The 12,365-nt window shown below is 75.3% G+C and carries 12 protein-coding genes and 2 pseudogenes; 7 read left to right on the forward strand and 7 right to left on the reverse strand.

Annotated elements, in window-relative coordinates:
- Positions 1 to 2: 2 nt before the first annotated feature.
- From rsrA to AC1WTP_RS02055, 5 genes and pseudogenes are all read right to left on the reverse strand, one after another.
- The gene (gene rsrA, locus AC1WTP_RS02035; protein WP_447134554.1) at positions 3 to 290 is read right to left on the reverse strand and encodes a mycothiol system anti-sigma-R factor; all 288 of its coding nucleotides are present in this window, start codon (positions 288 to 290) and stop codon (positions 3 to 5) included.
- 1 nt (position 291) lies between these two features.
- Positions 292 to 1,116 carry a sigma-70 family RNA polymerase sigma factor gene (locus AC1WTP_RS02040; RefSeq protein ID WP_481647530.1) on the reverse strand — a complete coding sequence of 275 codons (825 nt, stop codon included), beginning with the start codon at positions 1,114 to 1,116 and terminating at the stop codon, positions 292 to 294.
- 213 nt (positions 1,117 to 1,329) lie between these two features.
- A pseudogene (locus AC1WTP_RS02045) lies at positions 1,330 to 1,966 on the reverse strand (alpha/beta hydrolase family protein); the annotation flags it as partial.
- 119 nt (positions 1,967 to 2,085) lie between these two features.
- On the reverse strand, positions 2,086 to 2,478 hold the full coding sequence (locus tag AC1WTP_RS02050; RefSeq protein WP_481647531.1) for a WhiB family transcriptional regulator: 393 nt from the start codon (positions 2,476 to 2,478) through the stop codon (positions 2,086 to 2,088).
- A gap of 198 nt (positions 2,479 to 2,676) precedes the next feature.
- On the reverse strand, positions 2,677 to 3,387 hold the full coding sequence (locus AC1WTP_RS02055; RefSeq protein WP_481647532.1) for an SOS response-associated peptidase: 711 nt from the start codon (positions 3,385 to 3,387) through the stop codon (positions 2,677 to 2,679).
- 102 nt (positions 3,388 to 3,489) lie between these two features.
- On the opposite strand from AC1WTP_RS02055, the gene aroA reads away from it, so the two are divergent.
- The 4 genes and pseudogenes from aroA (at position 3,490) to AC1WTP_RS02075 (ending at position 7,730) form a co-directional block, all read left to right on the forward strand.
- Positions 3,490 to 4,791, forward strand: a complete 1,302-nt coding sequence (gene aroA, locus AC1WTP_RS02060; RefSeq protein ID WP_481647533.1) for a 3-phosphoshikimate 1-carboxyvinyltransferase — start codon at positions 3,490 to 3,492, stop codon at positions 4,789 to 4,791.
- Positions 4,792 to 4,912: 121 nt separating this feature from the next.
- Complete coding sequence (gene rsgA, locus AC1WTP_RS02065; RefSeq protein ID WP_481647534.1) at positions 4,913 to 5,896, forward strand: ribosome small subunit-dependent GTPase A; 984 nt, start codon at positions 4,913 to 4,915, stop codon at positions 5,894 to 5,896.
- A gap of 25 nt (positions 5,897 to 5,921) precedes the next feature.
- Positions 5,922 to 6,740 carry a histidinol-phosphatase gene (gene hisN, locus AC1WTP_RS02070; protein ID WP_481647535.1) on the forward strand — a complete coding sequence of 273 codons (819 nt, stop codon included), beginning with the start codon at positions 5,922 to 5,924 and terminating at the stop codon, positions 6,738 to 6,740.
- 59 nt (positions 6,741 to 6,799) lie between these two features.
- A pseudogene (locus AC1WTP_RS02075) lies at positions 6,800 to 7,730 on the forward strand (hypothetical protein).
- Here AC1WTP_RS02075 and AC1WTP_RS02080 read toward each other — a convergent pair.
- The gene (locus AC1WTP_RS02080) at positions 7,685 to 8,887 is read right to left on the reverse strand and encodes a glycosyltransferase (protein ID WP_481647536.1); all 1,203 of its coding nucleotides are present in this window, start codon (positions 8,885 to 8,887) and stop codon (positions 7,685 to 7,687) included. The pseudogene AC1WTP_RS02075 and the gene AC1WTP_RS02080 overlap by 46 nt on opposite strands.
- 247 nt (positions 8,888 to 9,134) lie before the next feature.
- On the opposite strand from AC1WTP_RS02080, the gene AC1WTP_RS02085 reads away from it, so the two are divergent.
- The 3 genes from AC1WTP_RS02085 to AC1WTP_RS02095 all read left to right on the forward strand — a co-directional run bounded on the left by AC1WTP_RS02085 (position 9,135) and on the right by AC1WTP_RS02095 (position 11,612).
- Entirely contained in the window at positions 9,135 to 10,133 is a 999-nt protein-coding gene (locus tag AC1WTP_RS02085; protein WP_481647537.1) for an SDR family oxidoreductase, read from the forward strand.
- 59 nt (positions 10,134 to 10,192) lie between these two features.
- Complete coding sequence (locus AC1WTP_RS02090) at positions 10,193 to 10,918, forward strand: ATP-binding protein (RefSeq protein ID WP_481647538.1); 726 nt, start codon at positions 10,193 to 10,195, stop codon at positions 10,916 to 10,918.
- Positions 10,919 to 11,039: 121 nt separating this feature from the next.
- Positions 11,040 to 11,612, forward strand: coding sequence for a DUF5709 domain-containing protein (locus AC1WTP_RS02095; RefSeq protein ID WP_481647539.1), 573 nt, complete (start codon positions 11,040 to 11,042; stop codon positions 11,610 to 11,612).
- Position 11,613: 1 nt separating this feature from the next.
- Here the strand turns inward: AC1WTP_RS02095 and AC1WTP_RS02100 are convergent, their stop codons facing one another.
- Positions 11,614 to 12,276: a response regulator gene (locus AC1WTP_RS02100; RefSeq protein ID WP_481647666.1), complete on the reverse strand. Its 663-nt coding sequence runs from the start codon at positions 12,274 to 12,276 to the stop codon at positions 11,614 to 11,616.
- Between the last annotated feature and the right edge of the window lie 89 nt (positions 12,277 to 12,365).

A 12,365-nucleotide genomic window follows, 5' to 3' on the forward strand; every position in this document is an offset into this window, starting at 1 on the left:
GCTCAGTCGGCCAGTTCCCGCGACTCGCTGCTCTCGAAGACCACCAGCTCGGCGATGCGCACCCGGAGCCGCTCGCGCAGCTGGTCGGGCGCGGTCTCGTTGCCGCAGCAGCGGGCGACCAGCGCCTTGACCTCCTGCTCGATGCCGTACTCGCGCAGGCAGGGGCCACACTCGTCGAGGTGGTAGCGGATCAGCGTGCGCCGCTCCTCGGCGCACTCGAGGTCGAGGTAGAGGTAGACCTCCTCGAGCACCTCGCGGCAGTCCGTCTCGTGCGGCTCTCCACAGCTCACGTCACACCTCCCGGCCGGCGGCAGCGGTCGAGCCCTTCGACGACGAGGCGGAGCTGAAACCCCGCTCGGCCGCGTACTGCTCGAGCAGCTTGCGCAGATTACGACGGCCGCGGTGCAACCGCGACATCACCGTGCCGATCGGCGTGCCCATGATGTCGGCGACCTCCTTGTAGGAGAAGCCCTCGACGTCGGTGAGGTAGACCGCCAGGCGGAACTCCTCCGGCAGCTGCTGGAGGGCTTCCTTGACGTCGCTGTCCGGCAGCCGGTCCAGCGCCTCGGTCTCCGCCGAGCGCAACCCGCTGGAGGTGTGCGACTCGGCCTCGGCCAGCTGCCAGTCGGTGATCTCGTCGGTCGGCGCCTGGATCGGCTGGCGCTGCCGGCGGCGGTAGGAGTTGATGTAGGTGTTGGTCAGGATCCGGTAGAGCCAGGCCTTCAGGTTGGTGCCCTGCTCGAACTGGTGGAAGGCGGCGTACGCCTTCAGGTACGTCTCCTGGACCAGGTCCTCGGCATCCGCCGGATTGCGGGTCATCCGCAGCCCGGCAGCGTAGAGCTGATCGACGAAGGGCATCGCGTCCCGCTCGAAGCGGGCCCTGCGCTCGTCCGTCTTCTCGGTGGTCAACCGCACATCCCCTCGCGTCGGATGCTTACCCGCCGAGGATACGCGCACGGACGTACCGGCAGATTCACTTCCGTCGGGTGTGCCGGTGCTCACCACCGCCGAACCGGCCGGCGGCACCGCCGCGGGCCAGTCCGGGCCGCCCAGCAGTTGCCGCAGCCGCCGTGCGTCCCGCTCGTCCCGCTCCCGGGCCCGTGTCTCGGTCGGCACCGGTCACCCCTCTCGCCAGAAATGTCGTCCGGGGGGTGCAACGCGAACCGCCGGCCGGATCATTCCGACCCCGGTCCCCGTTCCTGGCCCCGGCCCCGGCCAGGGGCCGACGCTGGGACCAGGAAGGGCCTGGGAGGACCGGTGCCGCCGCCCGAACCGGGCGAACGGCACCAACCGGTGCAACGACCCGCCGCCGCCGCCGGAAACGGCCCGTCCGGCGCGCCGGGCGGCCCGGTCAGGCCCGCGCCCAGCCCCGCCCGCGCAGCCAGTCGAGCACCACGGCGGCCGTCCCGGCCGGATCGCCACGCAGGTCGTGCCGCTGTCCCGGACGGGTCACCACGCGTACCGCCGGCCCGGGTGCGGGCACCCCGAACGGGTCGCGATCGCCGTTGACCACCAGCGTCGGCAGGCCGGTCGCCAACTCCGCCGCCCGGGACCGCTCCGGCCGCCCGGGCGGGTGCAGCGGAAACGCCAGCGCCACCACGCCGGCGGCGGCCACCGCCCGCGCGGTGCGGCAGGCCACCCGCGCGCCGCTGGACCGGCCGCCCACCAGCAGCGGTACGCCGGGATGCCGGTCGCGCAGCGCGGCCAGCACCGCGCTCCACGCCTCGTCGAGGTGGCCGGCCGGGGCCGGCGCGCGCCGACCGGCGACCCGGTAGGGCTGCGTCACCCGGGACACCACCAGCCCGGCGCCGACCGCCGCGTCGCGGAGGGCCAGCAGGTCCGGTGCGTCGACGCCGCCGCCGGCACCGTGCCCGAGCACCAGCAGGGCGACCGGCGGCCCGGCGGGCAGGTCGGTCTCCACCCGGGCCGGGCCCCGTGGGGTGGCGATCTCTTCGCTGGTCGGCACCGGCCCATTCTGCGCCCCGCGCCGCCGCCGGGCCGCGCACTCCCGCCCGAACCGCCCGGCGGTACGACGAGCGACCGGCCCGTGGTTCACGGGCCGGTCGCGGTCGACTCAGTCGGCGGTCAGCTCAGCGGCACCAGGGTGAGCAGGCGGTCCCGCACCGGCGGCCCGGCCTCGTCGGCGGCGTCCGGATCCGGCTGCACCTCCGAGCGCCAGGCGACCAGCATGGCCCGGCGTTCGCGCGGGGTGGTGCCGCCCCACACCCCGTGGCAGTCACCCACCTCCAGCGCCCAGGCCAGGCAGGAGCCCTGCACATCGCAGCTGCGGCAGAGGGCGACGGCGGCGTCCGCCGGCTCGTTGGGCGCCGGAAAGAACGTTTCCGGATCGACGCTCTGGCAGGTTCCTCTGGTCCGCCATGCGTCGTCCTGTCGCCGCTCCCGCAACGCCCGCAGCAGTCGCGGATCTCGTCGTGCGGCGGCCACCTCGTGCGGGCGGGGCATACGTGCCCGTGTCATCCACCCACCTCCCCCGTGGGACCGGCAAGATCGATGGGCGTCGTCCACCCCGTGCGGATCGACACCCACCACCGGCGCTGTGTTGTATCGCACTTCCGGACACGGGGACAAGACTCTGCCGTAAAGTCGGCCGAATATTCAGGCGACGTTTCACCCGCAACACTGGCAAATCAGTCGGCGACAATGTCGTTGACGCTGTCAGAAAAGTGTCAGTTCCTCCGGCTCGGCGGCCCGCGCCACCGGCACCCGGGCGGTCAGCTCCGGACCGTCGTTACGGACGTCGCCGACCGCCGGCCCCACCGGCCGGATCTCCAGCCCGCCGAGCCAGTCCAGCGGCGGCGGGGTGAGCAGCGCGTCCGGCTCGCCACCCGGGGCCAGCCACCCCGCCCAGCGCTCCCGGGGCAGCAGCAGCGGCATCCGCTCGTGCACCTCGGCCAGCTCGCCGCGCGCGGCGGTGGTCAGCACGCTGCAGGTCAGCAGCGGCCCGGTGGGCCCGTCCCAGACCGACCAGATGCCGGCGAAGGCGAGCACCGAGCCGTCGAGCGGGGTCATGTAGTAGGCCTGCTTCCCGGCGCCCGCCGAGCGGACCCACTCGTACCAGCCGTCGGCGGGGACGAGGCAGCGGCGGCGGGCGAAGGCGCCGGCGTACGCCCGGCTGGTGGCGACCGTCTCCGACCGGGCGTTGATCATGCGGGCGGCCCCGGCCGGCGACCGGGACCAGGGCGGCACCAGGCCCCACCGGCCGACCGACAGCGCGCGGTGCCCCTCGGGGGTGACCCGGACCAGCGGCACCGGGTCGGTCGGCGCCACGTTGTGGTCGGGGGCGAGCCGGCCGTCGGTGTCGTCGTACGACTCGAACAGCGCGCTCAGGTCACCCGCGCTCCGGGTCGTCGCGTACCTCCCGCACATGTCGCACACGCTAACCCGCCGGCGGCCGCTCGGCTGTCCCGCCAACCGGGAGCTCCCGGGTCGGCCGGCGCCGCCGACCGCCGGACACGGCAGAATGTAACCGTGGGGAACCTGACCGCGACCCGGCCGCTGCAGCCGTGGACCGCACCGACCGCCTCCGACCCGGTCGCGGCCAGCGTGCGGCTGCCCGGCTCCAAGTCGATGACCGCCCGCGCCCTGGTGCTCAGCGCGCTGGCCAGCGGGCCGTCGACGCTGGCCGGGCCGCTGCGGGCCCGGGACACCGAGCTGATGGCCGCCGGGCTGCGGGCGATGGGCGCGCACATGTCGATCAGCGACGACGACCGCTGGCTGGTGCGGCCGCACCGGCTGGTCGGCCCGGCCCACGTCGACGTCGGCCTGGCCGGCACGGTGATGCGCTTCGTCCCGCCGGTGGCCGGGCTGGCCGACGGGCGGATCACCTTCGACGGCGACCCGCAGGCCCGGATCCGCCCGCTCGGCCCGCTGATCGGCGCGCTGCGCTCGCTCGGGGTACGGATCGACACCCCGCCCACCGGCAGCCTGCCGCTGACCGTGCTCGGCGCCGGCCGGGTCACCGGTGGCGAGGTGGTCATCGACGCCTCCGCCTCCAGCCAGCTGGTCTCCGGGCTGCTGCTGGCCGCCCCGCGCTTCGACCGGGGCGTGGTGGTCCGGCACGTCGGCCCGCCGGTGCCCTCCGCGCCGCACCTGCGGATGACGGTGCAGATGCTGCGCGCCGCCGGCGCCGCGGTGGACGACGCCACCCCCGACGTCTGGGCGGTCGAGCCGGGCCCGCTCACCGGGCGCGGCTGGACGATCGAGCCGGATCTCTCCGGCGCGGTACCGTTCTTCGCCGCCGCCCTGGTCACCGGCGGCGAGGTGACGCTGCAGGGCTGGCCGCGCAGCAGCGCCCAGCCGGTCGAGCAGCTCCGCTCGCTGCTGCAGCGGATGGGTGGCGAGGTGACGCTCTCCACCGCCGGGCTGACCGTGCGCGGCACCGGCACGGTGCACGGCATCGAGGCCGACCTCTCCGACGTCAGCGAGCTGACCCCGGCGCTGACCGCGCTGGCGATGCTGGCCGACTCGCCGTCCCGGTTCACCGGGGTGGCGCACATCCGCGGCCACGAGACCGACCGGATCGCCGCGCTGGCACGGGAGTTCGCCGCGCTCGGCGCCGACCTCACCGAGTCCCGGGACGGGCTGGAGATCCGGCCGCGCCCGCTGCGCGGCGGGACGTTCCGCACCTACGCCGACCACCGGATGGCGCACGCCGCCGCGGTCGCCGGGCTCGCCGTGCCGGGCATCGAGTTGGACGACGTGGCGTGTACCTCGAAGACGATGCCCGAGTTCCCGGCACTATGGTCAGCAGTGGTGACCGGCAAGAGCTGACGGGTAGAGGGGACGGGTCCTGGCGACCAGGCGGCGGGAGTACGACGAGGACGACGTACGGGTCCGGCCCGGGAAGTCCTCGCGCCCGCGTACCCGCACCCGCCCCCGGCACGCCGACGCGGTGGACGGCTTCGTCATCGCCGTCGACCGGGGCCGCTACACCTGCGTGCTGCTACCGGACACCGGCGCCGACGCGCACCCGGTGACCGCCATGCGGGCCCGCGAGCTGGGACGCAAGTCGGTGGTGGTCGGCGACCGGGTCAGCCTGGTCGGGGACACCTCCGGCACGGCCGGCGCGCTGGCCCGGATCGTCCGGATCACCGAGCGCCGCTCGGTGCTGCGGCGCACCGCGGAGGACGACGCGACCACCGCCGAGGGGCGGCTGGAACGGGTGGTGGTGGCCAACGCCGACCAGCTGGTGATCGTCAGCGCGCTGGCCGACCCGCCGCCGCGCACCGGGTTCATCGACCGCTGCCTGGTGGCCGCGTACGACGCCGACATCGAGCCGCTGCTCTGCCTGACCAAGGCCGACCTGGCCGGTCCCGACGCGGTGCTCGGCTACTACGCCGAGCTGGAACTGCCGTACGTGCTGATCCGCCCGGACTCCGACCTCAACGCCCTGCGCAGCCTGCTCGCCGGGCGGGTCTCGGTCATGGTGGGGCACTCCGGGGTGGGCAAGTCGACGCTGGTGAACCGGCTGGTGCCGGAGGCCGCCCGGGCGGTCGGCACGGTCAGCGCGATCGGCCGGGGGCGGCACACCTCGACCAGCGCGGTGGCACTGCGGCTGCCGCTGGCGCCGGGCGGCGCTGACGCCGCGGGATGGATCATCGACACCCCCGGGGTACGCAGCTTCGGGCTGGCGCACGTCTCCGCCGACAGCCTGCTGCACGGCTTCCCCGACCTGGTGGAGGGGACGGCGGACTGCCCGGCCAACTGCCCGCACACCGCCGACGCGCCGGACTGCGGGCTGGACGCCTGGGTCGCGGCGGGCAAGGCCGACCCGCGCCGGCTGGCGTCGTACCGCCGGCTGCTGGCCTCGCGGGCCGGCGAGGGCGACCCGCGCGGCGAGCCCGAGCACCGCGGCGAGCCGCCCGCCGCCGGGTGATTCACGGATCGACTAGGTTGCGCACATGACCGGGTACGCCGATGATCTCGCCCTCGCCCACCTGCTCGCGGACGCCGCCGACGCGGTCTCCACGGCCCGGTTCCGCGCGCTCGACCTGCGGGTCGAGGCGAAGCCCGACCTGACCCCGGTCTCCGACGCGGACACCGCCGTGGAGCGGGCGATCCGCGCGTTGCTCGCCGAGCACCGCCCGGAAGACGGCCTGCTCGGCGAGGAGTACGGCGAGGCGCCGCCGACCGGCCCGGACGACCGGCAGTGGGTGGTCGACCCGATCGACGGCACCAAGAACTACATCCGGGGGGTGCCGATCTGGGCCACCCTGATCGCCCTGCTGGAGGGCGGCCGGCCGGTCGTCGGGCTGGTCTCCGCCCCGGCGCTGGGCCGCCGCTGGTGGGCGGCGCGCGGCGCGGGCGCCTACGCCGGGCCGGACGCCGACGGCGGCGCCCCGATCCGGGTCTCCGGGGTGCGGCAGCTCGTCGACGCCAGCTTCTGCTACTCCTCGCTGGACGGGTGGACGGCCAACGGCCGGCTGGACGCCATGCTCGGCATCATGCGGGACAGCTGGCGCAGCCGGGCGTACGGCGACTTCTACGGGTACATGCTGCTCGCCGAGGGCGCGCTGGACGTGATGGTGGAGCCGGAGCTGTCGCTGTGGGACATCGCCGCGCTGGTGCCGATCGTCACCGAGGCGGGCGGCACCTTCACCGACCTGGCCGGCACGCCGGCCCCGGCGGGCCGCACCGACGCCGAGAACAGCGCGGTGGCCAGCAACGGCGCGCTGCACGCCGACATCCTCGCCCGGCTGGCTCGGCCAATCGAGCACTGACAGCGGCCAGCCTCTATCCTCGCCAGATGTCCTCCTCCGGCTGGTGCTTCCTTGCGTCGATGATCGTCGCGTACGGCATCGCCAATCTGCTCCAGTCGGTCGCGGCCGCCCGCACCACGGTGCACCACACCTTCGATCCCGGCCTGCTGCTGCGGCTGGCCGGGCACCGCACCTACCTGGTCGGGCTGCTCTGCCAGGTGGCCGGGTTCGTGCTGGCCTTCCTGGCCCGACGGGACCTGCCGCTGTTCCTGGTCCAGGCCAGCGTCGCGGCCGGGCTCGGGGTGACCGCGCTGCTCGGCGTGCTGCTGCTGAAGTGGCGACTACCGGTGGCCGAGGTGGTGCTGCTGGTGCTGCTCTTCGGCGGGATCACCGCGCTGGTGCTTTCCGCCCGGCCGGCGCCGTCCCGGCAGCTCGGTACGGCCGGCACGGTGGCCCTGCTGGTGGCGCTCGGGGTGATCGCGGCGCTCGGCTTCTTCGCGGTGCGGCTGCACGGCGCGCCCGGTTCGGTGGCGCTCGGCTCGCTGGCCGGGCTGGCGTTCTCCGCCGCCGCGGTGGCGGCGCGGCCGCTGGCCTCCGCGCCGACCGCCGAGGCGTTCCTCGGCAACCCGCTGCTCTACCTGCTGATCGCGCACTCCGTGGTCGGCCAGCTGCTGCTCGGCCTGGCCATGCAGCGCGGCTCCACCACGGCGGCGGTGGCGGCGATGGACGCGGCCGGGGCGGTGCCCGCGGCGATCGTCGGCCTGCTGCTGCTCAACGACAAGATCTGGCCCGGCCGGGAGTGGCTGGCCGCGACCGGCTTCCTGGTCACCCTGGCCGCGGTGATCGGGCTGACCCGCTACGCCGAGCCGCAGCACCACCACGCGGTCGCCGGGGACCGGCAGCGGGCCATGGTCGGCGCCGGTCGCGCCGGCTGACCCGGCCCGGAGAACCGGGACCGGAATCCGTCAGGCCGCCTCGACCGGCTTGCGGCGGCGGACCACCCGCTCGTAGAGGCGCTCCAGCGCGCCCGCCGTCCGCTCCCAGGTGTAGCTGCACCGCACCCGGTCGACCGCGGCGTGCCCGTACGCGAACCGGCCGGCGTTGTCGGCGAGCAGCCGGCGCAGCGTCACGCCCAGCGTCCGCACGTCGCCCGGCGGCACCAGCCGGCCGGTGACCTCGTCGACCACCGCGTCGGCGATGCCGCCCATCGCGTAGCCGACCACCGGCACGCCGCAGGCCATCGCCTCCAGCGACACCCGCCCGGCCGAGGAGTAGTGCGGGGTGCAGGCCACCACGTCGGCCGAGCGGTACCAGGTGGCCATCTGGTCGTGCGGCACCGCGCCGACCAGCTTCACCTGCTCGCCGACCCCGTTGCGGTCGGCCAGCTCCCGCAGCCGGCGGGCCTCGGCGTGGTTGGCCAACTGCTCGGCCGGCGGGCCCCCGGCGATGACCAGTTCGGCGTCGCCGACCAGCCGCATCGCCTGGATCAGGTCGTCCTGGCCGTGCCCGGGCGAGAGCCCGCCGACGGAGAGGATCCGGGCCCGCTGGTCGCGCGGGGCGGCCTCGCCGTCCGGGTGGAACTGCTCGATGTCGACCCCGGCCGGCACCATCGCCACCGAGGTGCGTTGCAGGCCCATCCGGGTCAGCTCGTCGACCTCGTCGTTGCACTGGGCGACTGCGATGTCCACCGCCCGGGTCAGCGCGCGCTCCAGCGGGATCCGCTCGCCCGGGCCGCCGTACTGCTGGCCGAGGTGGCGCAGCTGCTCCACGCCGAGCGAGTGGAAGGTCTGCACCACCGGGATGTCGGTCTCCCGCACCGCGTGCGCCGCGGCCAGCCCGCCGATCCAGTAGTGCCCGTGCACCACGTCCGGGGTCCAGTCGGCCGACCAGCGGTCGGCCAGCCAGCGACCGAACTCGGCGACGTACGGGACCAGTTCGCCGGTGGGCAGCGCGGCGGCCGGCCCGACCGGCACCCGCTCGACCCGGTAGCCGTGCAGCTCGGCGGTCTCCGGCAGCGCGGGGTCGTCCCGGCGTTCGTAGAGCCGGACGTCGTGGCCGCGCGCGGCCAGTTCGGCAGCGACCCGCGCGATGTGCTGGTGGGTGCCGACGGCCGGGCCGTCGAGGTGGCTGGACGGGCCGGCGTGCGCGCAGACGAGGCCGACGCGCATGGGTCACCTCCATGCGATTTCTTCCAGCGGTGGTCCTCCGGTCAGAGGGTCCCATTAACCCGGGGCTCGGGAGCCGAAACCTGGCAGATCGGGAAGAGGCCGGCGGGTAGTTGCGCGGCGGCAAGTGTCCGCCGGCCCGGTACGCCCCGCTCGGACGGCGGGACAGCGCGGGCCGGACCGGCCGCGCCGACGGCGATCCGACCGAAATCGGTCGCATGACCCCTGCCAGCCGGGGTACCGGCCAGGAATGCCGCTGACCCGCCGCCTCGCCGACGCCACCGTGGTGATCACTGGAGCCTCCAGCGGGATCGGCACCGCGACGGCGTACGCCCTCGCCCGCCGGGGCGCCGCCGTGGTGCTGGCCGCCCGCACCGAGACCGCCCTGCACCAGGTCGCCCGCAACTGTCGCGACCTGGGCGGGCGGGCGCTGGTCGTACCGACCGACGTCACCGACCCGGCCGAGATGGAGCGGTTGGCCGCCCGCGCGGTCGCCGAGTTCGGGCGGATCGACGGCTGGGTCAACAACGCGGCGGTCAGCGCGGTGGGCCTGTTCGACGAGATCCCGGTGCAGGAGTTCCGCCGGGTGCTGGAGGTGAACCTGCTCGGCGCGGTGTACGGCACCCGGGCCGCGCTGCCGCACCTGGGTGCGGCCGGCGGCGGCGTGCTGGTCAACAATGCCTCGGTGCTGGCCGAGGTGGCGATGCCGTACCAGTCCGCCTACAACGTCACCAAGCACGGCATCCGCGGCCTGGCCGACACGGTCCGCCAGGAGCTGCGGGTCACCGGCCGGGGCAACATCTCGATCTGCACCGTGCTGCCGGCGACCATCGACACCCCGTTCTACCGGCACACCGCCAACCACTCCGGGCGGGAGCTGGTGCCGCCGCCTCCGGTCTACCCGCCGGAGGTGGTCGCCGAGACGATCGTCCGGATGCTGCGCCGGCCGCGCCGGGAGGCGTACGCCGGCGGCGCCGCCCGGCTGATCGGCCTGCAGTGGCGGCTCGCCCCGGCGCTGGTCGAGCGGACGCTCGGCTGGTACGCCCACCGCACCCAGTTCGGGCCGGCGGCCCGCGGGGACAGCAGCGGCAACCTCTTCGAACCCGACGGCACGGCCCGCCGCGAGGGGGGCTGGCACGGCCGGCGGCGGCAGCTGGTGCGGATGACCGCGGCGTTCGGGCTGGCGGCCGCCGGAACGGCGGTGGGCACGGTCGCGGCGATGGCCCGACGGACCCGGACGGACCGCTGATGAACCCGACCGGCCGGCCGGATGCGGGGTCCGCAGCGGGCATGCACAATAGGGCGATTATGCCGACCGACGTGCGTTGCCTGGTGGAGACGGACGAGTCGTCCGCCGTGGTCCGGGTGACCGGCGTGCTGGACCCGTCCGGGGTCGACACCGTGCGCGACGCGCTGCTCGCCCGGCTCGGCGACCGGCCCGGTCCGGTGGTGGCCGACCTCTCCGGCCTGCGGGTGACCGAGCCGGCGGCCGGTCAGGTCTTCGCCGAGGTGCGCCGGGAGGTGCTCGACTGGCCCGCCGCCGACCTGCTGCTCCACGACCCGTCCGGCACGGTGGCCGGGGTGCCCGCCTGGCCGACCCTGGACGGGGCGGTGGCCGCGCTGGCCGCCGCGCCGATGGCCGCGGTGCTCACCGCCGACCTGCCGCCCACGGTCGGTGCCGCGCGGCAGGCCCGGCAGCTGGTCACCGACGGCTGCCGTCGGTGGGGGGTGCCGGGGCTGGTCGAGCCGGGCTGCATCGCGGTCACCGAGATGGTCAACAACGTGGTGGCCCACGCGCGGACCCCGATGACGGTCCGGCTGGCTCCCCGCGACAGCGAGCTGCACCTGGCGGTCCGGGACCACTCGGCGCGGCAGCCGGCGTACGCCGGGCTGGCCCCGCTGACCTCGACCGGCGGCCGGGGTCTGCTGCTCATCGACACCGTGGCCCGCCGTTGGGGCAGCAGCCGGTTGCCCGACGGCAAGGTCGTCTGGTGCGTCCTGCATCCCGACGACGAGGCCGCGGCACGCGGCTGACGCCCCGCCGGCCGGGATGGCCGGGCGTTTCGTCCCCCCGCGTCCCCGATTCGAGCCGGTGACCGGCAGCGGAGCCGGTGGTGGCGGTTACGGGGGTGCCGGGAGTGGGTAGTGGTCAGCCATGCGCGACGACGAGTACCCGACCCCCGTGTCCGATCCCGAGGCGGAGGGCCTGCCCGACACCGCCGACGACGACTCCACCGCGAAGGACGACGTCCTGACCGGCCGGGAAGCGGACGGTCCGGAGCCGGCGCAGCTGCCCGGGGACCGGGACCCGGTGGCGGTGGACCGGTTCGGGACCACGGCCGAGGAGCAGCTCGACGGCGAGTCGCTCGACTACAAGCTGAGCCGGGAGTCCTTCGAACGTCCGGTGGACGATCCGCTGGCCGGCCCGGTCGACCCGGACATCGCCGCCGAGGCGGACAGCCGGGAACAGGCGGCGCAGGCGCAACTCGACGCGGACATCATCGACCCGGGACCGACCTCGGACCCGAAGTCGCCGGTCTCGATCTACGACCACGGCCGGCTGGGCACCGTCGCCGACACCTCGGTGGGACGGCTGGTCGAACCGGACGAGGGGGCGCACACCGACCAGGAGACCGACTCGGTCGCCTACGACGCCGGGTCGGCCGGCGGTGGGGCCAGCGCGGAGGAGCTGGCCATCCACGAGACGCGCCCGCCGCACTCGGTCTGAGTCAGTCGTCCAGCCCGCGCTCGATCGCGTACCGGGTCAGCTCCACCCGGTTGTGCAGCTGGAGCTTGCCCAGCGTGTTCTGCACGTGGTTCTGCACCGTCCGGTGGGAGAGCCCGAGCCGCTCGGCGATCTGCTTGTACGACATCCCCTTGGCCACCAGCCGCAGCACCTCGGTCTCCCGGTCGGTGAGCCGGGGCGTCGCGCCGTCCCGGCCCGGCGTGCCGGAGCCCGCCGGGGCGGACCCGGTCGGCTCGGCCGCCAGCCGCCGGTACTCGCCGAGCACCAGCCCGGCCAGGCCGGGGGTGAAGACCGGCTCACCGGCGGCGGTCCGGCGCACCGCGTCCAGGAACTCGGCCGGCGCGGCGGACTTCACCAGGTAGCCGGTGGCGCCGGCCTTGACCGCGTCCAGCACGCTCTGCGCCTCGCCGCTGGCCGAGAGCATCAGCACCCGCACCCCGGGCAGCACCGCGCGCAGCCCCCGGATCACCTCGACGCCGGAGATGTCCGGCAGTTGCAGGTCGAGCACCACCACGTCGGGCCGGGCGGCCGCGGCGACGCGTACCGCCTGCCGTCCCTCGCCGCTGGTGGCCACCACCAGGTGACCGGCCTCGGTCAGGTCCCGGGCCACCCCCTCACGCCACATCGGGTGGTCGTCCACCACCATCACCCGCGCCACGTCCGGCACTCCCCCCTGTCCACGCTCACGGTGACACCTTCGTTCGGCGACTGCGGGGCTCGCCGACCCGGCTCACT

This window comes from Micromonospora sp. R311 (assembly GCF_056780015.1).

Coding starts and splice junctions, on each gene's coding strand:
- AC1WTP_RS02050 (WP_481647531.1), bottom strand. CDS start 2,478: ATGACACGGGCACGTATGCCCCGCCCGCACGAGGTGGCCGCCGCACGA.
- AC1WTP_RS02055 (WP_481647532.1), bottom strand. CDS start 3,387: ATGTGCGGGAGGTACGCGACGACCCGGAGCGCGGGTGACCTGAGCGCG.
- hisN (WP_481647535.1), top strand. CDS start 5,922: ATGACCGGGTACGCCGATGATCTCGCCCTCGCCCACCTGCTCGCGGAC.
- AC1WTP_RS02080 (WP_481647536.1), bottom strand. CDS start 8,887: ATGCGCGTCGGCCTCGTCTGCGCGCACGCCGGCCCGTCCAGCCACCTC.
- AC1WTP_RS02085 (WP_481647537.1), top strand. CDS start 9,135: ATGCCGCTGACCCGCCGCCTCGCCGACGCCACCGTGGTGATCACTGGA.
- AC1WTP_RS02090 (WP_481647538.1), top strand. CDS start 10,193: ATGCCGACCGACGTGCGTTGCCTGGTGGAGACGGACGAGTCGTCCGCC.
- AC1WTP_RS02095 (WP_481647539.1), top strand. CDS start 11,040: ATGCGCGACGACGAGTACCCGACCCCCGTGTCCGATCCCGAGGCGGAG.
- AC1WTP_RS02100 (WP_481647666.1), bottom strand. CDS start 12,276: ATGGTGGTGGACGACCACCCGATGTGGCGTGAGGGGGTGGCCCGGGAC.